This is a genomic window from Pseudomonas sp. RHF3.3-3 (assembly GCF_048069595.1).
Classification (GTDB): domain Bacteria; phylum Pseudomonadota; class Gammaproteobacteria; order Pseudomonadales; family Pseudomonadaceae; genus Aquipseudomonas; species Aquipseudomonas fuscovaginae_B.
In genome coordinates, this window is sequence record NZ_CP182250.1 from 5,720,001 (window position 1) to 5,744,532 (window position 24,532).

Genomic DNA, 24,532 nt, shown 5'->3' on the forward strand with positions numbered 1-24,532 from the left:
ACGCCCTGCAACTTGGCAACGACGTTCGGAGCCGCCTCGGCGTACAGGGGATTTGCCGCCAACAACGCCTCAGAGAATTGCAGCGCTGCATCTATACGTTCGGCCGGCAGCATCGAGGCATTGGAGGCAAATCGGTCGTGGAGACGGAACAACTGGCGCAACGGCGCCGACGGCGACCACCCCGGAAAACAGTTGTAGCTGACATACAGCAGCCCACCTGGCTTGAGATACCGCCGGGCGAACTCGACAATCAACTTCTGATTATCGCGACTGACCCAGGTCCAGATGCCATGCAGGCTGATACTGTCGAACTGCGGCAGGTCATCGCGTGCCAGCAACTGCTCGAAGCTGTCGTCATACAGCCGGGCATTGCTACCGCTGGCCACTGCCAAGGTATTGGCATGCGCAGCCTGTGCCGGATGAAAATCGTTACCGACATAACATCCCGGGTTGGCCGCCGCATGAATATTGATCGACACACCCTGACCAAAGCCCAGCTCACAATGATAGGCACTTGCGCTCTCCAGGGTTGCGAAACCACGCAACAACAAGCAGTAGCGCTGGAAGACGGGGTTGATCTCCCGGCTATAGCTGTAGGTGTACCCCTCATCGGTGAAATAACCGTCGTTCCACGCTTCACTCATAGCCTGCTTCCTTCCTGGCAGTCGAGAACAGAAAACTCCTTCTATATAAGAGGTAGCCGCTACACATCACAAGCAGAACGATCAGAGTATCGCTCCCACGGATGTCAGTCATAGCGACCAGGGACTGTAAGAAATGTTTTCGAGCGAAGGCCAGGCAAGGCGAAAACCGGCGAACAAGCACACACTGGCCCCTAACCCGGCCGGCCGCTATCCTCTCGGGGCGAACGGCCAAAAAAAGCCTTGTAGGCGCGACTGAACGCCGCCTCCGACTCATAGCCAATCGCGAAGCCGATCTCGCCGATTCGGCTGTCATGTTTCGACAACATCGTTTTCGCCAACGTGAGCCGCCATTCATTCTGGTAACGCAGCGGCGAGCGCCCAACCAATGCGCTGAACCGATCACAGAAATTGGAGCGCGACATGCCAGCAACCTCCGCCAGCGCGTCAATGCGCCATTGTTGCCCGGGACTTCCGTGAATAGCCCTGAGCGCACGGGCTATACGCGCATCCGATAGGCCACCCAGCCAGCCTGAAGCGGCGTTCTGTTGGACCCATGTTCGCAACATGCGGATAACGGTAAGGTCGATAAGGCGCGAAACCATCAGCGCACCGCCAGGTTGAGTGTCATTGGCTTCGAGCAACATGAAATGCAGGATGCCTTCAGCCCAGGGCACAGCTTCGGCTTTGCGGATATGGATCAATCGGGGCAGGGCAAACAGCATGGCCTGGAAACTGCTCGCATCGAACCAGAATCGGCAGATCACCACGGCCACAGGCCCCTTGCTGGCCATGATCCTTACCCCGGAGGAATCATGAGGAAGCAGAATGAGATCGCCCTGCTCCAGCGTCGCGATCGCCTGCCCCCCTTCCTCGAGCTGTAACTCTCCGCTCTGCAGCACGCAAATGTGCGCACTCTTCTCATCAAGGTCGAGGCATTGCCCACTCGCCAAGACGCAGGAATAGACCCGGTCCCCGGTCAGACGAATCTGCGCAAGCACCTGGGACAGCAGATCGCCCGTGGCCAGGCCCTCCAGTTGCATTTCCGGATGAATGATCAAGTTTTCGCGGGGATTCATCATGTCTGGCCGGCCGCGCCTTTATTAAGCTGCCCCGGAATCATAACGCGCTGACGCAACTGAAACGAAGTCCTCCAACGCTGGCCGTTTATGCACATCGTCCAATCACGTGGAAAAATCAAATGTCTGGAATCTCCCCCCTCGGCTGGATACACACGCTTGGCAGCCTGCCTGCCATCCCACTGGCAATCCACATGTTCATCCGCCACGGCCGTATCGTCCCTCGTTCCACGCCCGGGCTGCTCTATTTGGCGTCGATGCTGATCGGCGGCGTCACTGTCTTCCTGGTCGCTCATCAACCCGTCAGTAAAATCGTGGGCGTCATCACGATTGCATTGCTGCTGGCCGGCTATGGCGTTGGCAGCATCAACTGGCTGGGACGGGCCCGCAATTATCTGGAAACCATTTTCCTGAGCCTGACCGCGTTTTTCCTGATGCTACCCACCGTCTCCGAAACGCTGCGCCGAGTGCCAGACGGACATCCGTTCGTCACCGATCTGAAATCGCCGATACTGCTGGGAGCCCAGGGTGCCATCGCTGTAGTGCTGGTTGTGGGACTGAGCGCACAAATGATTTATCTGCGCAGGAGAGGGGGAAACTTTGCCTAGCGCGCACCGGGAGGCGCCGTGCAGGCAATTCAGGCTTGGCGTGCAGGCTGCGAGACTGTGTTGATGGTGTCCCAGGGCAGGTTCGAACTGCCAACCTTCCCCTTAGGAGGGGGATGCTCTATCCAATTGAGCTACTGAGACAACGAGCGTCTACCCGAACAGGCGACGCGACGGACGGCGTGCATGTTAACGGGCACGCCGGCGTTTGTCATGTCATCCATGGGCTTTTTAACGGTAAGTCGCCTCTGTGGGTGCCACAAGACACTGTCGCCACTGATAGCAGGGACATCACCTTCCCTCTCACGCTCGTCGGTCGGAAAAGGCCCTGGCTGCCCCGCTTCGGACCGTTCGTCCACTAGAAAATCAGCCATTTGCCACTATCCTTCAACAATAGAGGCAAAAGGCCAGATCACCGCGTAGCATATGCGGCAGGAAGGCTCGTAGCCTTCAGACTGGCTTGGGATGGCCGATCAGAGCACCGCACCGGCAAAAACTTTCAAACCAGTGCGCATTTCTGATAATTGGTGCTGGCATATCGCCTTTATCCAGTTCAATATTTGTCACAGAATTGACGCCAATGATCTGGCAAATTTGAGGCATGATGCGGGCCTCATCTCAATTCAGGTTGAACATTTGGCAAAGCATGCTGTCCTACTGACATCCTGCGGCCAATTCCGAGAACCGCTCCCCTGAACTAACCGGTTTAAAACTATGCGCCCATTGAAACAGGCAATTTATTCCAGCCGTACAGCTGACAAATTCGTCGTGCGTCTGCCCGATGGAATGCGGGAACGCATCGCCGACGTGGCTCGTAACCACCACCGCAGCATGAATTCCGAGATCATTGCACGCCTGGAGCAGAGTCTTATTCAGGAAGGTGCCTTGGGCGACGAGCTCAGCATGCGTCTGGACAGCCCGGAGCTGTCCCTGCATGAGCGCGAGCTGCTGCAACGCTTCCGTCAATTGTCCCATCGCCAGCAGAATGCCCTGGTGTCGCTGATTGCACACGACGCCGAAATGGCCGCAGACGCCAGCTGATTCATCCCTGAAAGCTCAAGCCAGCCTCGTGCTGGCTTTTTTTTGCGTCAAATTCGGGAAGATCCCGGGAAAAGCCCGGGAACCTGGAGAGGTGGCGCAACCAGAAGGCCGCGCCCGGAGACTCAGAGCAGGAAAAGTGTGGCCAACCCGAGGAAGATGAAGAAGCCGCCACTGTCGGTCATGGCAGTGATCATGACGCTGGAGCCCATCGCCGGATCGCGCCCCAGACGCGCCAGCGTCATGGGAATAAGCACCCCCATCAAGGCCGCCAGCAACAGGTTGAGCGTCATTGCGGCCGTCATGACCACCCCCAGCGACCAACTGCCATACAGCACATAGGCCACGACGCCGATCACGCCCCCCCAGATCAGACCGTTGAGCAGCGCCACCGCCAACTCCTTGCGCATCAGCCGCGAGGTATTGCCGGTACTGACCTGGTCCAGGGCCATCGCACGCACAATCATGGTGATGGTCTGGTTACCGGAGTTGCCACCAATCCCCGCAACGATAGGCATCAACGCAGCCAGCGCCACCAGCTTCTCGATAGAACCCTCGAAAAGACCGATCACCCGCGAGGCGATGAAGGCGGTGATCAGGTTGATCGCCAACCACGCCCAGCGGTTACGCAAGGACTTCCAGACCGAGGCGAAGATGTCTTCCTCTTCCCGCAGACCCGCCATGCTGAGGACTTCGCTCTCACTCTCCTCACGAATCAGGTCGACCATCTCGTCAATGGTCAAACGGCCGATCAGCTTGCCGTTCTTGTCGACCACCGGTGCCGAAATCAGGTCATAACGCTCGAAGGCCTGCGCCGCGTCATAGGCATCCTCATCCGGGTGAAAACTGACCGGATCACTGGCCATGACATCGGCCACCTGCTTTTCGGGATCATTGACCAGCAACCGCTTGATCGGCAGCACGCCCTTGAGCACGCCGTCATAGTCCACGACAAACAGCTTGTCGGTGTGCCCCGGCAGCTCCTTGAGCCGGCGCAGGTAACGCAATACGACTTCCAGGCTGACGTCTTCACGGATGGTGACCATCTCGAAGTCCATCAGCGCGCCGACCTGCTCCTCGTCATAGGACAACGCGGAGCGAACGCGCTCACGCTGCTGACCGTCGAGAGCTTCCATCAGCTCATGCACGACGTCCCGTGGCAGTTCGGGCGCCAGGTCGGCGAGTTCGTCGGCATCCATCTCCTTGGCCGCGGCCAGGAGTTCGTGATCGTCCATGTCGGCGATCAGCGTTTCACGAACAGCGTCGGATACTTCGAGCAGAATGTCGCCGTCGCGCTCGGCCTTGACCAGTTGCCAGACCGTCAGGCGATCATCCAGGGGCAAGGCTTCAAGAATATGAGCGACGTCAGCGGAGTGCAGATCATCGAGCTTGCGCTGCAGCTCGACGAGATTCTGCCGGTGGACCAGGTTCTCCACCCGATCCTGATGATGACCTTCCTGACGATGGGTCAGGTCCTCAACCACCCGCTGACGATGCAGCAGCTCGACGACTTGAGCCAGGCGGTCCTGCAAGCTTTCTTGAGATTTTTTTACTTCGATTTCGGTCATAGGCGAACTCCACTCCCAGCAGTGGAACACGCCGGAAGGATCAATCAGTCAATTCTTGATTGGTAAAGCGAAATACTGAGTAACTACTGGGTAAGTCCATGGAGGTTTTCCACAAGCCCCGGCGGGGCTGACGGGCGCAATCATACACTGCCTTAGACGCTTTAACGGCAAAAATCTTGGCAAGAACAAGCGCTTGCGAGAAAAGCCGGACATTCTTCAGCTGCTTTTGAATTCGACGACGCATCCCGAAAAGAAAACACACGCCCGCTGTAAAAGCCCGCAACTAGGCTTTAGCAACGACCGTCATGGAGGACCCTCGATGCCACCAAGAACCTGCTGCCTGCTGATCCCCCTGGCGCTGTACCAGCCTCCCGGCGCGAGCGCCGCGATGGTGCAGCGTTGCGAAGACGCCAGCGGCCACATCACCTTCACCACATTGGGCTGCCCGCACGACACCCACCCGCGAACGCAACGCGCAGACAATCACGCACCCGGCAGCAAGCCCCTGCCCACCAGACAGCAACCGGCATCCCGGGAAATCTCTCCAACGCCCCGGGAGCTGATCGTAGTGGGCGAACATGACGATGGATGTGGCAACCTGCTGGATGCACGCTCACGACGCCAGGCTGTCATCCAGCAACAGGTGCGCCCCGGCATGAATCGCCAGGAAGTGGAAAGCGCCCTGGGCAAGCCGGACAAGATAAGTACAAATAACAGCACCACGCGCTATTACTACAACCTGAAAAAAGGTCGCAGCAGCCTGGTGCAGTTCGATGAAAGAGGATGCGTCAAACGCTAGAAAGCAAGAAGCCCGCAACATGTGCGGGCTTCTTGGTGTATGGTGCACTCGACAGGATTCGAACCTGTGACCGCTCGGTTCGTAGCCGAGTACTCTATCCAGCTGAGCTACGAGTGCATTTTGTGTTTTTAGACCAGACCACAACTGGTTGAAGCCACGTAATCCGTATTGCTACCGATGACGCTTAAATGGTGCACTCGACAGGATTCGAACCTGTGACCGCTCGGTTCGTAGCCGAGTACTCTATCCAGCTGAGCTACGAGTGCATTTGTTGCCGCGCATTATAGGTCGTCAAATCTTTTTGTAAAGCACTTTTTCTAGTAATTTCAACAACTTACAGAAGAAGCCAGATCGTAACGCACTAAGCAAATAATGGCGGAGAACGGGGGATTCGAACCCCCGACACCCTTTTGAGGTGTACTCCCTTAGCAGGGGAGCGCCTTCGGCCACTCGGCCAGCTCTCCGCAACACGGGGCGTATATTAACCAGCTTTTTCCCCGTTTGCAAACAAAAAAAACGAGAAAAATTAATGGCTTGGTTCTTCGTCCTTCTCTTTCTTGATCCGCAGGTAGATTTCCTCACGGTGGACGGCCACTTCCTTGGGGGCGCTGACACCAATACGCACTTGATTTCCTTTGACGCCGAGCACGGTCACAGTGATTTCGCCATCACCAATGATCAGGCTTTCTGCGCACCGACGAGTCAGAATCAACATACCTATCTCCTCACGCATTTCAGTTCAGGGACAACACAGTCTGCAAAAAAAAGGGCTTCGGCCTACACCCAAGATAGCCATAGCCCTACGCCCCTAAGTATTGACGAGAGCGGGCAAAAGAACAGCGCTTGCCCACACTTATCAAAAAATACAAAGGGCGCGGTTCAACCGCGCCCTTTGGAGTAACGCAATCACTCGCCCTGTCGGGCCGGAGCGTCCAGCTCGAACGCCGTGTGCAGTGCACGTACGGCCAGCTCCAGGTACTTCTCCTCGATCACCACCGAAACCTTGATTTCGGAAGTGGAGATCATCTGGATATTGATGCTTTCCTTGGCCAGTGCCTCGAACATGCGGCTGGCAACGCCCGCGTGGGAGCGCATGCCGACACCGACGATCGAGACCTTGGCAATCCTGGTGTCGCCAATCACTTCCCGGGCGCCGATTTCACGCGCGGTGTTCTCCAGTACATTCTGCGCCGACTGGTAGTCGTTGCGGTGTACGGTGAAGGTGAAGTCGGTGGTGTTATCGTGCGAGACATTCTGCACGATCATGTCGACTTCGATGTTGGCGGCACTGATCGGGCCGAGAATCTTGAAGGCCACGCCCGGAGTATCGGGCACGCCACGGATGGTCAGCTTGGCTTCATCGCGGTTGAAGGCGATGCCGGAAATGATCGGCTGTTCCATGGATTCCTCTTCATCAATAGTAATGAGGGTACCCGGACCCTCCTTAAAGCTGTGCAGAACGCGCAGCGGAACGTTGTACTTGCCGGCGAACTCGACTGCGCGGATCTGCAGGACCTTGGAGCCGAGGCTGGCCATTTCCAGCATTTCCTCGAAGGTGATCTTGTCCAGGCGCTGAGCCGACGCGACGACCCGCGGGTCGGTGGTGTAGACGCCATCGACGTCGGTGTAGATCTGGCATTCGTCAGCCTTCAGGGCCGCGGCCAGTGCCACGCCGGTGGTGTCGGACCCCCCACGACCGAGCGTGGTGATATTGCCGTTCTCGTCAACACCCTGGAAGCCGGCGACGACAACCACACGACCTTCCTTCAGATCAGCACGAATCTTCTGATCGTCAATCTGCAGGATGCGTGCTTTAGTGTGAGCACTGTCGGTCAGGATCCGCACCTGGTTACCGGTATACGACACCGCTGGCACGCCGCGCTTCATCAGCGCCATGGCCAGCAACGCGATGGTCACCTGCTCACCAGTGGAAACGATCACATCCAGTTCGCGTGGAACCGGCTGGTTCTCGCCACTGATTTGTTTGGCCAGATCGATCAGGCGATTGGTTTCGCCGCTCATCGCAGACAGCACAACCACCAGGTCATCGCCGGCTTCGCGGAATTTCTTAACCTTGTCGGCGACCTGCTCGATTCTCTCGACAGTGCCGACTGAGGTGCCTCCAAATTTCTGTACGATCAAAGCCATTTCTAAGCCGCCTCAGCCCGTAAAGGGGCGCCCATTAATCATTCAAACCACAGCCTCGCTGCCTATCACCAGGCGCTGTAGAAAATGTATCTGCGCTCGCCCAGGCTGCGTTGAAAACCGGTTCGCCATGCTCATTGACTCCAGTCAACTGCGCTTGCTCGCCGGTTTTCGCCTGGCCTGGCTTTCGCCCAAAAACATTTCGTACAGCCCTTGGACGATAGGCATTTGCGCGAAGCCTTAAACGCCCTGCTCGACAAATGGCACGGTCAGGGCCAGTGCGGCGTCCAGCGCCGAGGCGTAGGTACCGCCGCCCTGCGCCATATCCGGACGACCACCGCCCTTGCCACCCACCGCCGCAGCGGCCTGTTTCATCAGATCACCGGCTTTGAGTTGGCCGGTCAGGTCCTTGGTCACGCCAGCAACCAGCACGACCTTTTCCTCATGGACACTGCCGAGCAGGATCACTGCGCGGCCGAGTTTGTTTTTCAACTGATCGACCAGTGCCAGCAGGGCCTTGCCATCCTGGCCGTCCAGGCGTGCGGCCAGTACTTTCACACCCTTGACGTCCCGGGCCTGGGCCGACAGGTCGTCACCCGCAGCGCTCGCGGCCTTGGCCTGCAATTGCTCGAGTTGTTTTTCCAGCAGGCGGTTGCGCTCCAGCACAGCCGACAGCTTGTCGATCAGGTTGTCGCGATTGCCCTTGATCAGGTTCGCGGCTTCCTTGAGTTGCTCTTCAGCGGCATTCAGGTAGGCCAGCGCCGCAGCACCGGTCACCGCCTCGATACGCCGCACACCCGACGCCACACCACCTTCGCTGATGATCTTCAGCAGGCTGATGTCGCCGGTCCGGTTGGCGTGGATACCGCCACACAGCTCGACGGAGAAGTCACCGCCCATGCTCAGCACGCGAACGGTATCCCCGTATTTCTCGCCGAACAGCGCCATCGCGCCTTTCTTCTTCGCGGTGTCGATGTCGGTTTCTTCGGTTTCCACCACCGAGTTCTTGCGGATCTCGGCGTTGACGATATCTTCCAGAGCCTTGATCTGTTCCGGCTTGATCGCTTCGAAATGGCTGAAGTCGAAGCGCAGGCGCTGGCTGTCAACCAGCGAGCCTTTCTGTTGTACGTGCTCACCCAGGACCTGGCGCAGCGCGGCGTGCAGCAGGTGGGTAGCCGAGTGGTTCAGTGAGGTGGCGTGACGCACCTCGGCGGCGACCTGGGTCTCGACCTCGGCACCGACCAGCAGGCTGCCCTGGGCCAGAACGCCATGGTGCAGGAAAGCGCCACCGGTCTTGGTGGTATCGCGCACGTCGAAACGACCGGCAGCCGCCTTGAGGTAGCCGCAATCGCCAACCTGACCGCCCGATTCGGCATAGAACGGCGTCCGGTCCAGGACCACGACCCCCTCTTCACCTTCATTCAAGACGTCCACCGACTGCCCTTCTTTATAGAGCGCGACCACTTTCGCCGCACCGCTGGTGGCGCTGTAGCCGGTGAACTCGGTGGCCACGTCGACCTTGACCAGGCTGTTGTAGTCCATGCCGAAGGAGCTGGCGGAACGGGCACGCTCGCGCTGGGCTTCCATCTCGCGCTCGAAACCGGCCTCGTCGAGGGTCAGGTTGCGTTCGCGGGCGATGTCACCGGTCAGGTCCATCGGGAAACCGTAGGTATCGTAGAGCTTGAACACCACGTCGCCAGGAACGATGTTGCCCTTGAGCTCGGCCAGGTCCTGTTCGAGGATCTTCAGGCCCTGCTCCAGGGTCTTGGCGAACTGTTCCTCTTCAGCCTTGAGCACACGCTCGATGTGCGCCTGCTGGGATTTCAGCTCGGGGAAGGCCTCGCCCATCTCGGCCACCAGCGCGGCAACGATCAGATAGAAGAAGCTGCCCTTGGCGCCCAGCTTGTTGCCGTGACGGCAGGCACGACGAATGATCCGGCGCAGCACATAACCGCGACCTTCGTTGGACGGCAGCACGCCATCGGCGATCAGGAAGCCGCAGGAACGGATGTGGTCGGCGACCACTTTCAGCGAAGCCTGGTTGTCGTTGGCGCAACCGATGGCCTGCGCCGAAGCGCTCAGCAGGCTCTGGAACAGGTCGATCTCGTAGTTGGAGTGCACGTGCTGCAGCACCGCGCTGATCCGCTCCAGACCCATGCCGGTGTCCACCGACGGTGCCGGCAACGGGTGCAATACGCCGTCGGCGGTGCGGTTGAACTGCATGAACACGTTGTTCCAGATCTCGATGTAGCGGTCGCCGTCCTCTTCCGGCGAGCCGGGTGGGCCGCCCCAGATGTCGGCGCCGTGATCGTAGAAGATCTCGGTGCAAGGACCGCACGGGCCGGTGTCGCCCATGGTCCAGAAGTTGTCGGAGGCGTAGGGCGCGCCCTTGTTGTCGCCGATACGGACCATGCGCTCGGCCGGTACGCCGACTTCCCGGGTCCAGATATCGTAGGCTTCATCATCGCTGGCGTAGACCGTGACCCAGAGCTTTTCCTTGGGCAGGTTCAGCCACTTTTCGGAGGTCAGGAAGGTCCAGGCGAAGGTGATGGCGTCGCGCTTGAAGTAGTCGCCGAAGCTGAAGTTGCCCAGCATTTCGAAGAAAGTGTGGTGACGAGCGGTATAACCGACGTTTTCCAGGTCGTTGTGCTTGCCGCCGGCGCGAACGCACTTCTGGCTGCTGACCGCGCGGGTGTAGGCGCGTTTTTCCTGCCCCAGGAAACAATCCTTGAACTGGTTCATCCCCGCGTTGGTGAACAACAGGGTCGGGTCGTTGCCCGGGATCAAAGAGCTCGAGGCGACACGGGTGTGGCCCTGCTCTTCGAAGAAGCGAAGGAAGGCTTCACGGATTTCTGCGCTTTTCATAGGTTCTTCCACGGAGTCTGCAGCCGGAGGCAAGTGCATCACGTCTGAATGGATTTGCGACTTGCAAAGGGCCGCATTATATCGGCCCTGCGCCCTGGGTACAGTGTGTTTATACGATAGAAACCCTCAATTGGACGGCCTGCAGGCTCATTGGCGGTTAAATTCGGCCAATACCGCGACCACCTGCTCGATTTGTGTACGATTGACGTCCATGTGCGTGACCATCCGCAAGCGCGGCGCGGCGCTCAGGCGTACCCCGCGCTCGGCGGCAAACGCCTTGAGCGCCTCGGCCCGGGTACCCAGGTCAGCGTAAACCATGTTGGTCTGCACCGCCTCGACGCGATAGCCGGCGTCACGCAGCCCGTCGGCCAGGTGCCGCGCATTGGCGTGATCGTCGACCAGGCGTTCGACCTGATGCTCCAGGGCGTACAGCCCCGCCGCCGCCAGCAGGCCGGCCTGACGCATGCCGCCACCGACCATCTTGCGCAGCCGCCGCGCCTTGCCGATCAGTTCCTCGCTGCCGCACAGCACCGAGCCGACCGGCGCCCCCAGCCCCTTGGACAGGCAGACCGACACCGAATCGAAATGCCGGGTGATCTCCCGCGCATCGACCCCCAGCCTGACCGCCGCGTTGTACAGACGGGCACCGTCCAGGTGCAGGGCCAACCCCTGCTCACGGGTCAGGCTGCGGGCCGCCGCCAGGTATGCCAATGGCAGCACCTTGCCCTGCATGGTGTTTTCCAGGGCCAGCAGGCGGGTGCGGGCAAAGTGGAAGTCATCGGGCTTGATCGCCGCCCGCACCTGCTCGAGGTCCAGCGAGCCATCGGCCTGCACCTCCAGCGGCTGCGGCTGGATCGAACCGAGCACCGCGGCACCACCGCCTTCGTACTTGTAGGTATGGCATTGCTGACCGACGATGTACTCGTCGCCCCGGCCGCAGTGAGCCATCAGCCCGAGCAGGTTGCTCATGGTCCCGGAAGGCACGAACAGCCCCCGGGCGAACCCCAGCCGGGCGGCCAGCTCGCTCTCGAGCCGATTGACCGTCGGATCCTCGCCATACACATCGTCCCCCAGGGGCGCATTCGCCATGGCGGCGCGCATGCCGGCGCTGGGTTGGGTAACCGTGTCACTGCGAAGATCGATGACAGTCATGAAACAGGCCTCGTCATGAAGGGTGAAATCGGGAACGTCCCGTTCGAAAGCCATTACTGCGGTCATGGCCCGCGATAATCAAGCACTACCGTGCCAAATGCTCAGGCGTGCGGGAAGCATTCGATGATCATCATCGTAACGTCGCCCATGCGCACCCTGGAAATATATGGTAAAAAATCGCCGCCAACAGAAAGACTGGTGGCAACGTTCTCAGGGCGGGGTGCAATTCCCCACCGGCGGTAATGGCGCGCAACACGCCTAGCCCGCGAGCGCTTGACGAGTTGGACGGTCACGGCCGTCCGCCTCCAAGGTCAGCAGACCCGGTGTGATTCCGGGGCCGACGGTCATAGTCCGGATGAAGAGAGAACGGGATTGGCACCCAAGGGCCGTTCCTCGGGAGCGCCGCACGCCTGCCCGACCGCAGCGTACGGCCGACCTGAACGTACCCTTGAATCCCATTCGATTCATAACGCCCTGTTTTTCATACAAACAGGAGTCAGAACAGATGCAAACCACCACTATCCACCAGAACCAGCGCATCGCCTTCATCCAGGCTTGCTGGCACAAGGACATTGTCGATCAGGCCCGCCACGGCTTCGTCAGCGAAATCGCCAAGCTCGGTTATCAGGAAAGCGATATCGACTTCTTCGAGGTCGGCGGCGCCTTCGAAATCCCCCTGCATGCCAAGCTGCTGGCCAAGTCCGGCCGTTATGCCGGCGTCGTGGCTGCCGGCCTGGTGGTCGACGGCGGGATCTACCGCCACGACTTCGTCGCCACGGCGGTGATCGACGGCCTGATGCAGGTCCAGCTGGATACCGAGATTCCAGTGTTCTCCGTGGTCCTCACGCCTCACCACTTCCACGCGGGCGAAGAACACCAGAAATTCTTCTTCGATCACTTCGTGCACAAGGGCCAGGAAGCCGCAAGAACCTGCGCCGACACCCTGAGCAAGCTGCGCGCGCTGCCGCGTCCGGCCGTACAGAAACTGGCGGTCTGAAGCCGCCTCGACCTGCCGGCCGGTGCCGGCAGGTCATGCCTCCATAACTATCTACGCTCTCCCCGCCTCCCTTTCAGGGTTAAGTGGGCTCGACCCTTGCGCCTTGTTCAGCGCTATCGAGACCCAACGCCCACGGAGGCCCCATGAATGATTTGTCCAGCCTGAACCCGACCCCGGCCGTCGCGCCCGAGCATGAGTACCGGATCGACGGCAATACTGAAACCGACACGCCCACCATCACCCCTCTGCGGCAATACCCGGACGATGAGAGGAGCCTGCAGGTGCACTCGGTTCACCAGGACACCAACGTCCTGATCGAACGCCACAGATTGCAGGCGCCGCCCAGCTATCGCGGCCCGACCGACCATCTGGTCTTCACCAGCGGCAACGACGACGACCACATCCATCTCTACCGGACCGATCACCTGATCATCGACATCAACGAGCGGCGCTATCACCTCGACCTGGCGTCGGACACCCAGGTGATCGTCCTGCGCACGCAGGCAGGCGATGACCGCATCAGGGTGGACGACGCGGTCAAGACCACGGTCTTCATCGATTCGGCAGAGGGAAACGACCTGGTCGTGGCTGGCGGCGGCTTCACCAAGGTCAACGCAGGCGCCGGCAACGACCGGGTTTTCACCCGCAGCGGCGCCAGCTATGTCGAGGCCGGCGTCGGCGACGATCTGGTCAGGGCCCTGGGTAGCGGCGCCATCACCGCCTACGGCGGCCAGGGGCGGGATACCTTGATCGGGGGCAAAGGCTCCTGCTTCCTCGACGGCGGCCAGGGCGACGACCTGTTACAGGGCGGCACCGGCCACAGCGTGCTCAGCGGCTCCGATGGTGACGACCACCTCGTTTCCGGAGCCGCCCGCACCACCGCCTACACCGGAACGGGAACCGACATCGTCGACGACCTCAGGCCGGATGTTCGGTTGTTCAATGCCTACTCCGCCGCTGAAACAGCACCACCCAGCCGTCTTGAAGATCCCGGCGTCATCATCGCCGCCAAGGACCTGGACAGCTGCGGCGTGGTCGTCGAAGGCTCGGCGCAGTTCCAGGAGCGGGTCAACGACGATCTCAGGTTGCTGCTGGGCTCGGAAAATGGCCGCCAACTGCTCGACGCCCTGGGCCAGGCCCGGGAAAGAAGCGGAATTCCCGTCGTGGTCAGGGAACTGAGTGAAGAGGAAAACGGCATGTGCGTTCCGAATCACCCGGGGCAGGACTACCCGTTCATCGAAAACGGCCAGGCCGCACCACCGAGCGACGGTTGCCAGGTCTACTACGACCCGTCGTTTCTCAAGGGCGAGGTCACCAGTATCGTGCACCTGTATCACGAGCTGTGCCATGCCTATAACTACGTGACCGGCACGATGTTTCCCGGGATGAGTGCGGATGGCATCGATGGCGACAGACCCCGCCATGCAATCCCCAACCTCGAGTTGCAGGCCGTCGGGCTGAACATCCAGGGGGCCTCGTTCCCGTTCGCCGGCCACCCCGATCCCCTGAGCAGCAATCCCGAGGCCTTCAGCGAAAACGGCTTGCGTAGGGAATTCGGCATCCCGCCACGTAAACAGTACCGGGAGGACTGAGCAGGCGTCAGGCCAACTGTTCGCTACCGGACGGGACCACCAGGATCCCCGCGCGCAGGCCGTTCTTCACCTTCGGGTTGGGGAAAATGATCCGCGCCTCGTCCTCCTCCACCACCCACCGGCTGCCCGCCAGGTCCTCGGCCAGCAGGTAACCCTTGGGCAGTGGCGAGAAGTTCTCGATATCCGCCGGCAGGTGCAGCAGGAAGGCATCGCTGTGCTTGATGACCTCCCGCGCCACGCTGAACAGTTGCAGGCCGTCGAGCCGCTGCTCGGTGTCCGGCTCGCTGCCCTCGATGAGCTGCTTGAGGCGCAGCTCCAGGCGCGACACATCGACGCCCTGGTTCTGCCCGAACGGCCGGGCCTTGCCCAGCTCCAGGGTGAAGGCCTCGGCCCCGAGCTTGTCGTAGGTGTAGCTGCTGAAGACGATAGAAGGCTTGTTCTGCAGCAGCACTGCGCTGATCCCGCTGGCCTGCAGTCGCGCCAGCTCCTGACGCGAGTGCGCACGCCCTTCCTTGTAGGGATAGAGCGCGAACTGCTCGATCTTCGAGCCGCGAATCGCGGTATGCAGGTCGTAGTGCAGGCGGCTGCGATCGGCCACGCTGAAAAAGCTCGCCGCCAACCGCTCCAGCTCGCAGGCCCGCAACGCCTCGTTGCCGCTGCTCTGTTCATGGCGACCATTGAACAGCCGGTTGATGTCCTGCTCGATATAACGCTCGCCGCGGCGCATCGCCTCCGGGTTGCCGAACAGGAACAGAATGCGTGCCCGAGGCTTGAGGTCGCCGCGGGCAATATCGTGCAACAGGCGATCGAGCAGTTCGATCGGCGCGGTCTCGTTACCGTGGATACCGGCGGACAGCAGCAGATCCAGCCCGTTGTCCCGCCCCTGGGGAGGCCGCACCTCCAGCGCGCCCTCACTCAGCCAGCGCATCCGCACGCCTTCGACCGTCAGTTGAGTCTTCTCCGCCGGTTCACGACCGGCGAGGGTCAGTTCAAGCAGTTTGCCGAGGGCGAGCATAGCGCGGTGTTCCTTGATCAGTGATCGTGATTGCAGTCGGGACCGTGCACGTGATCGTCGTCGCCAACGTCGGCCGGTTCCATCTCCAGTTGCAGGCTTACAAGATTAGTCGCCAATGGCCGCAGCAGCAGGTTGGCATACTCGGTATCGCCTTCTTCGACATCGACACCGATCAGCAACTGACCACGACCGTCCTGCTGGATCCACACTTCCTTGCCCTGCCAGATCACGGCAAAACGCGTGCAGGAAGTTTGTAGTTGAGCGCCATCGGTGTCTTCGAGAATCAACTGCAGGGGGGTATCGCTCATGTTCGTGCTCTCATCTGGAGAAAAGTCGCGCACCTGGCCTTGCACTGAAGGCCAGGCTCACGCTTTCAATTGATCTGGAATGGATAAACCGCGCCCAGTTTAAGGATTTGCGTCAGTTCATCCAGCGCCGTCCGGCACTCGAGCAACAACTGCGGATCGGCCAGATCGCTTTCGCGCAGGGCGTCGCGGTAGTGCCTTTCGACCCATTGGGTCAGCGTGTCGTACAACGGCGCGGTCATGATAACCCCTGGGTTGACCGCCGCCAGCTCGGATTCCTTCAGCGCGACCCGCAAACGCAGGCACGCCGGCCCGCCGCCGTTCTGCATGCTCTGCTTGAGGTCGAAGACCTTCACCTCGCGCACCCGCCCACCGGCAGCAGTCAGGCCCTGCAAGTATTGCCAGACGCGCTCGTTCTTGCGGCACTCCTCCGGCACGATCAGCATCATGCTGCCATCGGCGCGGCTGAGCAGTTGGCTGTTGAACAGGTAGGAGCGCACCGCATCTTCCACCGTCACCTGGGCACGCGGCACGCAGATCGCCTGGAAGTTGCCGCCGCGCCGGGCCAATTTGTCCCGCAGCTCGGCGAGCACCCGGTCGGTGTCGAGGAACGCGTCCTCGTGGTAGAACAGCACCTCGCCGTTGCCCACCGCAATCACATCGTTGTGGAATACCCCCTGGTCGATCACCGCCGGGTTCTGCTGGGCATAGACCACGCCGTCATCGCTCAGGCCGTGCAGGCGGGCGACCGCCTGCGACGCTTCGAGGGTCTGGCGGGCCGGGTATTTCTGTGGCGTCGGGTAGCGGGTGTCGAACGCACTGCGGCCGAACACGAAGAACTCGACGCCGGCTTCGCCGTACTCACGGCAGAAGCGCGTATGGTTGGCCGCCCCCTCGTCACCGAACTGGGCAACGGCCGGCAAGGCGGCGTGATGGGCAAAGTATCTGTCGTCGGCGAACATCGCCCCCAGCACACGGCTGGTGGTCGGGTGTTCGATGCTGCGATGGTACTTGCAGTTGAGGTTGGCCGCGGTGAAATGCACACGCCCATCGGCCGTGTCGGCGCTCGGGCTGACAGTACCGGCGTTGGCCACCCACATGCTCGACGCCGAGCAACTGGCGACCAGCAGCGGCATGGCCTGCTTCGCGGCCTGTTCGATCACCTGGGCATCGCTGCCGGCGAAACCGAGTCGGCGCAGGGCGGCAACGTCCGGACGCTCCTGGGGTGCAAGCACGCCCTGGACGAAGCCCATCTCCATCAACGCCTTCATCTTCGCCAGGCCTTGCAGGGCCGCTTCCTTCGGGTTGGAAGCCTGCTGGCTGTTACTCTGGGAGGCGACGTTGCCATAGGACAGGCCGCCGTAGTTGTGGGTAGGGCCTACAAGACCGTCAAAATTGACTTCAAAGGATTTCATCGGCGAGGCTCCAGGAAAATCTGTTGTTATAGACATCAGGTAATGCGGTGGATGGCGAACGCGGTCTGGTGATCGCCAGCAAGCCCAGGCCACTCGCGAGGGCGAGGCCGGACACCCGGCCTGTGGGAGCGGGCTTGCCCGCGAACGGGGCCCGCAGGCCCCACGCGATTCAAAGTTTCACACCCGGCGTCAGGCTCGCCGGCACCACCAGGCTCGGCGTCTCCAGCGAAGCCACCGGGTACGCGCAATAGTCCGCCGCGTAGTAGGCACTGGCGCGATGGTTGCCCGAGGCCCCTACTCCGCCGAACGGCGCGCTGCTCGCGGCGCCGGTCAGCTGTTTGTTCCAGTTGACGATCCCGGCCCGGCTCTGCAGCCAGAACTGCCGGTAACGCTCCTCGGAATCGGACAGCAGGCCCGCCGCCAGGCCGAACTGGGTGTTGTTCGCTTCGGCGATCGCTGCATCGAACCCGCTGTAGCGAATCACCTGCAGCAACGGCCCGAAGAACTCTTCGTCCGGACGCCCGCTCACCGCCGTCACATCGAGAATGCCGGGCGTCAGCAGTGCGGCACCGGCTTGTGGCTGGGTCATCGCCAGCAGCGCCACGGCACCGTTGGCCAACAGGTTCGCCTGGGCCTCCATCAACGCCCGCGCCGCCGCCAGGGAGATCACCGAGCCCATGAAAGGCGCCGGCTGCCGGTCGAACGCGCCGACCTCGATGTTGCCGCTGACCTCGACCAGTCGCGCCAGCAACTGGTCGCCCCAGGCCCCTGCCGGTACCAGCAGGCGACGGGCACAGGTGCAGCGCTGGCCGGCGGAGATGAACGCCGACTGGATGATGGTGTAGACCGCCGCATCCAGGTCTTCGACCTGATCCACCACCAGCGGGTTGTTACCGCCCATTTCCAGGGCGAGGATCTTGTCCGGGCGCCCGGCGAACTGCTGGTGCAGGTGATTGCCGGTACGGCTGGAACCGGTGAAGAACAGGCCGTCGATCCCCGGGTTGCCCGCCAAGGCGATACCGGTCTCGCGGGCCCCCTGCAGCAGGTTCAACACACCCGCCGGCAGCCCGGCCTCGATCCAGCACTTGACCGTCAGCTCGGCCACCTTCGGGGTCAGCTCGCTCGGTTTGAACAACACGCTGTTACCGGCCAGCAACGCCGGGACGATATGCCCGTTGGGCAGATGCCCAGGGAAGTTGTACGGGCCGAACACCGCCACCACGCCGTGGGGTTTGTGGCGCAACACCGCGCTGGCATCGCCCAGCGGGCCGCTTTTCTCGCCCGTGCGCTCACGATAGCTCTGGATCGAAATGGCGATCTTGTTGACCATGCTGGTCACTTCGGTGGCCGCTTCCCACAGTGGCTTGCCGGTTTCCTCGCCGATGCAGCGGGCCAGTTCGTCAGCATGCCCTTTCAGGCTGGCGGCAAAGGCTTCGAGCACGACGATGCGTTCATCCAGGCTGCGTTGCGCCCAGGCCGGGAAAGCCTCACGGGCAACCTGCACGGCCTGCTCGACCTGCGCCGCGCTGGCGCCGTTGCCGCTCCACAACACCTGCTGGGTCACCGGGTTCAGCGATTCGAAGGCCTCGCCCTGGCCAGCGTGCCATTGGCCTGCGATGTAAAGCGTGCTCATTATTTCGACTCCCGGGAAGCGGATAGCGCTACGGCGCGGACCGAATCGCCCGCACTCAATTGAAGACGTTTGGCGGTCAGCGGATCGACCACCAGGGTGCCCGCCGCCAACCGGGCGGGAGCGGCCGTGATGCGGCAGTCTTCGCACTTGCGGTTGTGAATCAGGAACGGCGTGGCGTCGTCACCTGGCGTACCGATGGCCAGCACCAGCGCCTGGCTGTCGCGTACCGCACGGATCTTGCCGGTCTCGCACTCCACCGCCGGGCCGGCGTCGAAAATGTCGACGTAGCCCTGGTAGCTGAAGCCTTCGCTCCTGAGCATCGACAGGGCCGGTTCGGTATCGGTGTGCACCTTGCCGATCACCGCCCGCGCGCCTTCGGAAAGGAAGCAGGTGTACAGCGGGAATTTCGGCATCAGTTCGGCAATGAACGCCTTGTTGCCGACGCCGGTCAGGTAGTCGGCCTGGCTGAACTCCATCTTGAAGAAGTGCCGCCCCAGGCTTTCCCAGAATGGCGAACGCCCGTCCTCGTCGGACATGCCACGCATCTCGGCAATGATCTTCTGCCCGAACAGTTGCGGGAACTCGGCGATGAACAGCATCCGCGCCTTGGCCAGCATGCGCCCGTTGAGGCCGCTGCGATAATCGGCATGCAGGAACAGCGAACACAGCTCGGAGTTGCCGGTCAGGTCATTGGCCAGGAACAGCGTCGGAATCTCGCGGTAGATGTTCAGCTCCTGGGAGGCGCTGACGGTCAGGCCGACGCGGAAGTTGTACCAGGGCTCGCGCAGGCCGACGGCCCCGGCGATCGCCGAGATACCGACGACCCGGCCGTTGTCGTCTTCGAGCACGAACAGGTAGTCCGCATCGCCACGCCCGGCTTCGCCACGGAAGGTTTTCTCCGCCCAGCCGACACGGTGGGCCAGCCGCGCCTCGTTGGCTGGCAAGGTGGTCAGGCCGGTACCGGTGCTGCGGGCCAGGTCGATCAGAGCGGGTAAATCGCTGCTGCGTACGGGACGAACGATCATGCTATCTCCTCAAACGGGCACCGCCTGGCGGCTCCCGCGAAACTCGCTGTAAGGCTGCTTTCGATACCGGCGTCAGACCGCCACCAGGCGCACGCTGCCACCTTCGCCGACACCCAGGGCCTCGGCCGCTTCCTGATCCAGGGTCACCGGCTTGCCAGGGGCATAGTCGAGCTCCAGCAGCACCGCACGGTAATCCTGGAGCTGGCCATTGGAGACCAGGTATTGGCGACCGGGATTGCCGGTATCACCGACCTTCACCGGCACCACGCGGCTCTGGGCGATCGAACGGATGCCGCTGACCCGCGCATGCAGGGTCGGACCGCCGTCGAAGATATCGATGTAGTGATCGGTCTCGAAACCTTCGCGCATCAGGATGTCGAAGGTGATCTGTGCCCGCGGATGCACCTGGCCCATGGCTTCCTGGGCGGCGTCCGGCAGCAGCGGCACATAGATCGGATAATGCGGCATCAGCTCGGCGAGAAAGGTCCGGCTCTTGAGCCCGCAAAGGCGCTCGGCCTCGGCGTAGTTCAGGTCGAAGAAGTTGCGACCGATGGCGTCCCAGAACGGCGAGTCGCCATTTTCATCGCTGTAGCCGACGATCTCGGTCACCACCGAGTCGGCAAAACGCTCCGGATGGCTGGCCACGAACAACAGGCGCCCGCGGGAGTTGAGTTCGGACCAGGCCGAGCCCACCAGTTCCGGTACCACGTAGAAGCTGGTCAGCAGGCTGTTGCCGGTCAGGTCGTGGCACTGCGAGAGCACGTGGATCTTGTTGTGGATCTTCAGCTCGCGGGAGGCGTGCACGAAGGTCTCGTTGCGGAAACTGTAGAAAGGCTCCGAGTAGCCGGCCGAGGCAACGATCGCCGAGCAGCCGGCGAGCTTGCCGGTATCGGTGTCCTCGAGCACGAAGAAATAGCTTTCCTCGCCGTTGAAGCTGACCTCGGCGGCGAACGACGCTTCGCTGGCGGCGATCTTGTCGCGCAGTCGATCCTCGTCATCCGGCAGGGAAGTGACACCAATGGGGCTGTCGGCGGCCAGACGCCGTACCTCGTCCAGGTCAGCCATTTGCGCGGGGCGCATCACCAGCATGGTGTCACTCCTTAACTTGAAGAACAGGCCGGCGACAGCGCCGGCGCAGGGAAAAAAATGCCGGGCATGCCCGGCACAGGAATAATCTGTCCGTCGCCGGCCGACCGGCACGACGACGCAATTGCCAGCACTCGGCCGATCAGGCCTGGGTCAGCTTGGCGACAGCACGCTCGAAACGGTCCAGGCCTTCGCGGATATCGGCGTCCTCGACTACCAGGCTTGGCGCAAAGCGCACCACGTCCGGGCCGGCCTGCAGGATCATCAGATTCTCCTGTTCGGCAGCGTTGAACACATCCTTGGCCTTGCCTTTCCAGGCATCGGCCAGTACGCAGCCGAGCAGCAGGCCCATGCCACGGACCTGGGTGAACAGGCCGTACTTGGCGCCGATCTGCTCCAGGCGGGTCTTGAACGCGTCGTGCTTGGCAGCAACGCCATTGAGCACTTCAGGTGTGTTGATCACATCGACCACCGCGTTGCCGACGGCACATGCCAGCGGGTTGCCACCGTAGGTGGTGCCGTGGGTGCCGACCACCAGGTGCTTGGCCAGCGCCTCGGTGGTGAGCATGGCGGCAATCGGGAAACCACCGCCCAGGCTCTTGGCGCTGGTGAGGATGTCCGGGGTCACGCCGTACTGCATGTAGGCGAACAGCTTGCCGGTCCGGCCCATGCCGCTCTGCACTTCATCGAACACCAGCAGCGCGTTGTGCTGGTCGCACAGCTCGCGGGCACCCTGCAGATAGGACAGCTCGGCCGGCAGCACGCCGCCCTCGCCCTGGATCGGTTCCAGGACCACGGCACAGGTCTTGTCCGAAACCGCGGCCTTCAGTGCCGCCAGGTCGTTGTACGGTACATGGGTGATACCGGTGATCTTCGGGCCGAAGCCATCGGAGTACTTCGACTGACCACCGACGTTCACGGTGAACAGGGTACGGCCGTGGAAGCTGTTGAGCGCCGCGATGATCTCGTACTTTTCCTCGCCGAAACGGTCGAACGCCACGCGACGGGCCAGCTTGAAGGCGGCCTCGTTGGCTTCGGCGCCGGAGTTGCAGAAGAACACGCGTTCGGCAAAGGTCGCGTCCACCAGCTTCCTGGCCAGGCGCAGGGCCGGCTCGTTGGTGAACACGTTGGAGACGTGCCACAGGTTGTTGGCCTGCTCGGTCAGGGCCCCGACCAGCGCCGGATGCGCGTGGCCCAGGACGTTCACCGCAATCCCACCGGCAAAATCGATCAGCTCACGACCGGACTGGTCCCACACTCGGGAACCGGCACCACGCACGGGAATGAAAGCCGCAGGTGCGTAGTTGGGAACCATTACCTGGTCGAAATCGGCGCGTTGCACCGGAGCTTGCTCAACGGACATCGGAGTCTCCTGAAGAGGAACGCCTGCCTGAAACTGGCGAGCGATGGGGGGATTGTAAGGACAGATTTCGGTCCGGCCTTGCCGCCAAGCGACAACTTCTTATAGCGCCAAACCGGGTTTTGCCGGGGTTTTCGGCAATGCGACAAATAGCTTCGCAAAGGCGCAGTTTAAACGGTGAGAGGCTTTTCATGCAGAGTCGCGACGAGGAGATTTTCGACTGACGAACCCTGCGACGTGATTTTTAGAAAAATGCCGGGAATCCGGATGGACGGCCCATCCGGTCAGCGGGAGGGCAATCGCCAGCACAGCGATGCCGATAGCGGGGCTCAGCCGCGCTCGGCGGGGACGGAGGACAGCTCGAACGGGCTGCTGCTGCGCCGCTGATTGCGATCCTCCCGCGGCGTGGCGCCGAAGAAGTTGCGGTAGGCACTGGAGAAATGCGGCCCCGAGGAGAAACCGCAGGACAGGCCGATCTGGATGATCGACTTGCTGGTCTGCATCAGCATCTGCCGGGCCTTGTTCAGACGCAGCTCCAGGTAGTACTGGCTGGGGACGCGATTGAGGTACTGCTTGAAGATCCGCTCCAGTTGCCGGCGGGACACGCAGACATGCTGGGCGATTTCGTCGGTGGTCAGCGGCTCTTCGATATTGGCTTCCATCAGCAATACCGCCTGGGTCAGCTTCGGATGGCTGGAACCCAGGCGATTCTGCAAGGGAATACGCTGGCGCTCGCCGCCCTCGCGAATGCGCTCGACCACCAGCTCCTCGGACACCGCACCGGCCAGCTCGGCACCGTGATCCCGGGCCAGCACCGCCAACAGCAGGTCCAGCACCGACATGCCACCACAGGCCGTCAGACGGTCACGATCCCAGTCGAACAGATGGCTGGTGGCGATCACCTTGGGGAAGCGCTCGGCGAAGTCGTCCTGCCAACGCCAGTGCACCGCGGCGCGGTATCCATCGAGCAGTCCCAGTTGGGCCAGTGGATAGACCCCGGCGGACAATCCGCCGATCATGCAACCGGAACGCACCAGTTGCTTGAGGGCACTGGCCAGGGCTGGCGCCAGCGCGGCCGGTGGTTCGTCAGCCAGCAGGAACAGTTTCTGGCAGCCCTCGAGCTGTCCAGCCCAGGGCTCCCCCGGCAATTGCCAGGCCGCCGCGGCAGCACCTTGCGCCGGTGTCTCGGCCTGCAGGAACGACAGCTCGTAGATCACTTCCGGATGCACGCGCTGGGCGACACGCAAGGCCTCCTCGGCCAGCGCCAGCGTCAAGGCTTTAGTGCCGGGCCAAATCAGGAAACCAATTCGATGGGCAGTCATGGCGTGCAATCCGAAAGCAGAACAGGGTTAAAGGCCGGGAACGACCTCATCAAAGTAGACCAGGCCGCACACGGCGCGCAGAATGACCTATTTTGGTGCACAGTGGCAGCAGAAAAAGCGACGACTATTTCAGGCTGCCCGACAAAAATTGCTGCAGACGCTCGGATTGCGGATTGACCAGCACCTCGCGAGGATCGCCGCGCTCCTCCACCAGCCCCTTGTGCAGGAACACCAACTGGTTGGAGACTTCACGGGCAAAGCCCATTTCGTGGGTCACCACAACCATGGTCCGGCCTTCCTGGGCCAGGGACTGCATGACCTTCAGCACGTCACCGACCAGTTCCGGGTCGAGAGCCGAGGTCGGCTCGTCGAACAGCATCACTTCCGGTTCCATCGCCAGCGCCCGGGCAATCGCCACGCGCTGCTGCTCGCCGCCGGACATGTGCCCCGGATAGGCGTCCTTGCGGTGTGCCACGCCCACCTTGTTCAGGTAGTGCTCGGCCTTCTCCAGCGCTTCCTTCTTCGACACGCCCAGCACGTGCACGGGCGCTTCGATGATGTTTTCCAGCGCGGTCATGTGCGACCACAGGTTGAAGTGCTGGAACACCATCGACAGCCGCGAGCGCATGCGCTGCAACTGCTTGGGATCGGCGGCCTTCATGGCGCCGTCCTTGTTCGCGACGAGCTTGAGCTCTTCGTTGTTGAGCAGGATACGTCCGGCGTGCGGCTGCTCCAGCAGGTTGATGCAGCGCAGGAAGGTACTCTTGCCGGAGCCACTGGAGCCGATGATGCTGATCACATCGCCAGCCTGGGCCGCCAGGGACACGCCCTTGAGCACTTCGTGACTGCCATAGCGTTTATGCAGGTCTTGGACTTCAAGCTTGTACATG

General features: G+C 61.6%; 21 protein-coding genes, 4 tRNA genes and 1 riboswitch (1 of these 26 running past the window's edge). Of the genes, 5 read left to right on the forward strand and 20 right to left on the reverse strand.

Going from position 1 to position 24,532, the window contains the following annotated elements; translation table 11 throughout:
• Together ACMGT0_RS25000 and ACMGT0_RS25005 are read right to left on the reverse strand one after the other, a co-directional pair.
• Positions 1-644 carry the 5' portion of a class I SAM-dependent methyltransferase gene (locus ACMGT0_RS25000; protein WP_416770235.1) on the reverse strand. It extends 901 nt beyond the left edge of the window, so the window shows 644 of its 1,545 coding nt (coding positions 1-644); the start codon lies at positions 642-644; the stop codon falls past the left edge of the window.
• Between the two features lie 191 nt (positions 645-835).
• A complete protein-coding gene (locus tag ACMGT0_RS25005) occupies positions 836-1,723 on the reverse strand; it encodes an AraC family transcriptional regulator (RefSeq protein ID WP_416770237.1) in 888 nt (295 codons plus the stop codon).
• A gap of 119 nt (positions 1,724-1,842) precedes the next feature.
• On the opposite strand from ACMGT0_RS25005, the gene ACMGT0_RS25010 reads away from it, so the two are divergent.
• Complete coding sequence (locus tag ACMGT0_RS25010; protein ID WP_416770239.1) at positions 1,843-2,328, forward strand: hypothetical protein; 486 nt, start codon at positions 1,843-1,845, stop codon at positions 2,326-2,328.
• Positions 2,329-2,392: 64 nt separating this feature from the next.
• Here the strand turns inward: ACMGT0_RS25010 and ACMGT0_RS25015 are convergent.
• Positions 2,393-2,469 (reverse strand) — tRNA-Arg (locus ACMGT0_RS25015).
• Between the two features lie 570 nt (positions 2,470-3,039).
• On the opposite strand from ACMGT0_RS25015, the gene ACMGT0_RS25020 reads away from it, so the two are divergent.
• Positions 3,040-3,366: an Arc family DNA-binding protein gene (locus ACMGT0_RS25020; RefSeq protein WP_026145013.1), complete on the forward strand. Its 327-nt coding sequence runs from the start codon at positions 3,040-3,042 to the stop codon at positions 3,364-3,366.
• 122 nt (positions 3,367-3,488) lie between these two features.
• Here the strand turns inward: ACMGT0_RS25020 and mgtE are convergent, their stop codons facing one another.
• On the reverse strand, positions 3,489-4,931 hold the full coding sequence (mgtE, locus tag ACMGT0_RS25025) for a magnesium transporter (protein WP_017902917.1): 1,443 nt from the start codon (positions 4,929-4,931) through the stop codon (positions 3,489-3,491).
• A 319-nt stretch (positions 4,932-5,250) separates the two neighbouring features.
• Between mgtE and bamE the strand changes: the two genes are divergently transcribed.
• Complete coding sequence (gene bamE, locus ACMGT0_RS25030; RefSeq protein ID WP_416770241.1) at positions 5,251-5,730, forward strand: outer membrane protein assembly factor BamE domain-containing protein; 480 nt, start codon at positions 5,251-5,253, stop codon at positions 5,728-5,730.
• 40 nt (positions 5,731-5,770) lie between these two features.
• Here bamE and ACMGT0_RS25035 read toward each other — a convergent pair.
• The 7 genes from ACMGT0_RS25035 to ltaE form a co-directional block, all read right to left on the reverse strand.
• Positions 5,771-5,847, reverse strand: a tRNA-Arg gene (locus ACMGT0_RS25035).
• Positions 5,848-5,919: 72 nt separating this feature from the next.
• Positions 5,920-5,996 (reverse strand) — tRNA-Arg (locus ACMGT0_RS25040).
• A 107-nt stretch (positions 5,997-6,103) separates the two neighbouring features.
• Positions 6,104-6,194 (reverse strand) — tRNA-Ser (locus tag ACMGT0_RS25045).
• 62 nt (positions 6,195-6,256) lie between these two features.
• A complete protein-coding gene (csrA, locus tag ACMGT0_RS25050; RefSeq protein WP_054058785.1) occupies positions 6,257-6,445 on the reverse strand; it encodes a carbon storage regulator CsrA in 189 nt (62 codons plus the stop codon).
• Positions 6,446-6,636: 191 nt separating this feature from the next.
• Complete coding sequence (locus tag ACMGT0_RS25055) at positions 6,637-7,878, reverse strand: aspartate kinase (RefSeq protein ID WP_054058786.1); 1,242 nt, start codon at positions 7,876-7,878, stop codon at positions 6,637-6,639.
• 237 nt (positions 7,879-8,115) lie between these two features.
• Positions 8,116-10,740, reverse strand: a complete 2,625-nt coding sequence (alaS, locus tag ACMGT0_RS25060) for an alanine--tRNA ligase (RefSeq protein ID WP_416770243.1) — start codon at positions 10,738-10,740, stop codon at positions 8,116-8,118.
• A 147-nt stretch (positions 10,741-10,887) separates the two neighbouring features.
• Positions 10,888-11,892, reverse strand: coding sequence for a low-specificity L-threonine aldolase (gene ltaE, locus ACMGT0_RS25065; protein WP_416770245.1), 1,005 nt, complete (start codon positions 11,890-11,892; stop codon positions 10,888-10,890).
• 202 nt (positions 11,893-12,094) lie between these two features.
• Positions 12,095-12,264: riboswitch (FMN riboswitch) on the forward strand.
• Between the two features lie 133 nt (positions 12,265-12,397).
• Between ltaE and ACMGT0_RS25070 the strand changes: the two genes are divergently transcribed.
• Together ACMGT0_RS25070 and ACMGT0_RS25075 are read left to right on the forward strand one after the other, a co-directional pair.
• Complete coding sequence (locus ACMGT0_RS25070; RefSeq protein WP_054058788.1) at positions 12,398-12,889, forward strand: 6,7-dimethyl-8-ribityllumazine synthase; 492 nt, start codon at positions 12,398-12,400, stop codon at positions 12,887-12,889.
• Between the two features lie 143 nt (positions 12,890-13,032).
• The gene (locus tag ACMGT0_RS25075) at positions 13,033-14,481 is read left to right on the forward strand and encodes a M91 family zinc metallopeptidase (RefSeq protein WP_416770247.1); all 1,449 of its coding nucleotides are present in this window, start codon (positions 13,033-13,035) and stop codon (positions 14,479-14,481) included.
• A 7-nt stretch (positions 14,482-14,488) separates the two neighbouring features.
• On the opposite strand, the gene astE is transcribed toward ACMGT0_RS25075, so the two are convergent.
• The 9 genes from astE to ACMGT0_RS25120 form a co-directional block, all read right to left on the reverse strand.
• Positions 14,489-15,496: a succinylglutamate desuccinylase gene (astE, locus tag ACMGT0_RS25080; protein ID WP_273826307.1), complete on the reverse strand. Its 1,008-nt coding sequence runs from the start codon at positions 15,494-15,496 to the stop codon at positions 14,489-14,491.
• A 17-nt stretch (positions 15,497-15,513) separates the two neighbouring features.
• Positions 15,514-15,804 (reverse strand): hypothetical protein, encoded by a 291-nt coding sequence (locus ACMGT0_RS25085; RefSeq protein WP_026145011.1) that lies wholly within the window; start codon positions 15,802-15,804, stop codon positions 15,514-15,516.
• Positions 15,805-15,869: 65 nt separating this feature from the next.
• A complete protein-coding gene (gene astB, locus ACMGT0_RS25090; protein WP_416770250.1) occupies positions 15,870-17,216 on the reverse strand; it encodes an N-succinylarginine dihydrolase in 1,347 nt (448 codons plus the stop codon).
• A 169-nt stretch (positions 17,217-17,385) separates the two neighbouring features.
• Entirely contained in the window at positions 17,386-18,852 is a 1,467-nt protein-coding gene (gene astD, locus ACMGT0_RS25095; protein ID WP_192842724.1) for a succinylglutamate-semialdehyde dehydrogenase, read from the reverse strand.
• Positions 18,849-19,874, reverse strand: a complete 1,026-nt coding sequence (gene astA, locus ACMGT0_RS25100) for an arginine N-succinyltransferase (RefSeq protein ID WP_054058793.1) — start codon at positions 19,872-19,874, stop codon at positions 18,849-18,851. The genes astD and astA overlap by 4 nt, the downstream gene beginning before the upstream one ends.
• A gap of 72 nt (positions 19,875-19,946) precedes the next feature.
• On the reverse strand, positions 19,947-20,963 hold the full coding sequence (gene aruF / locus ACMGT0_RS25105; RefSeq protein ID WP_054058794.1) for an arginine/ornithine succinyltransferase subunit alpha: 1,017 nt from the start codon (positions 20,961-20,963) through the stop codon (positions 19,947-19,949).
• Positions 20,964-21,102: 139 nt separating this feature from the next.
• On the reverse strand, positions 21,103-22,323 hold the full coding sequence (locus tag ACMGT0_RS25110; protein ID WP_273826306.1) for an aspartate aminotransferase family protein: 1,221 nt from the start codon (positions 22,321-22,323) through the stop codon (positions 21,103-21,105).
• Between the two features lie 326 nt (positions 22,324-22,649).
• On the reverse strand, positions 22,650-23,642 hold the full coding sequence (gene argR / locus ACMGT0_RS25115) for a transcriptional regulator ArgR (protein ID WP_054058796.1): 993 nt from the start codon (positions 23,640-23,642) through the stop codon (positions 22,650-22,652).
• Positions 23,643-23,766: 124 nt separating this feature from the next.
• On the reverse strand, positions 23,767-24,531 hold the full coding sequence (locus tag ACMGT0_RS25120; RefSeq protein WP_416770253.1) for an ABC transporter ATP-binding protein: 765 nt from the start codon (positions 24,529-24,531) through the stop codon (positions 23,767-23,769).
• Between the last annotated feature and the right edge of the window lies 1 nt (position 24,532).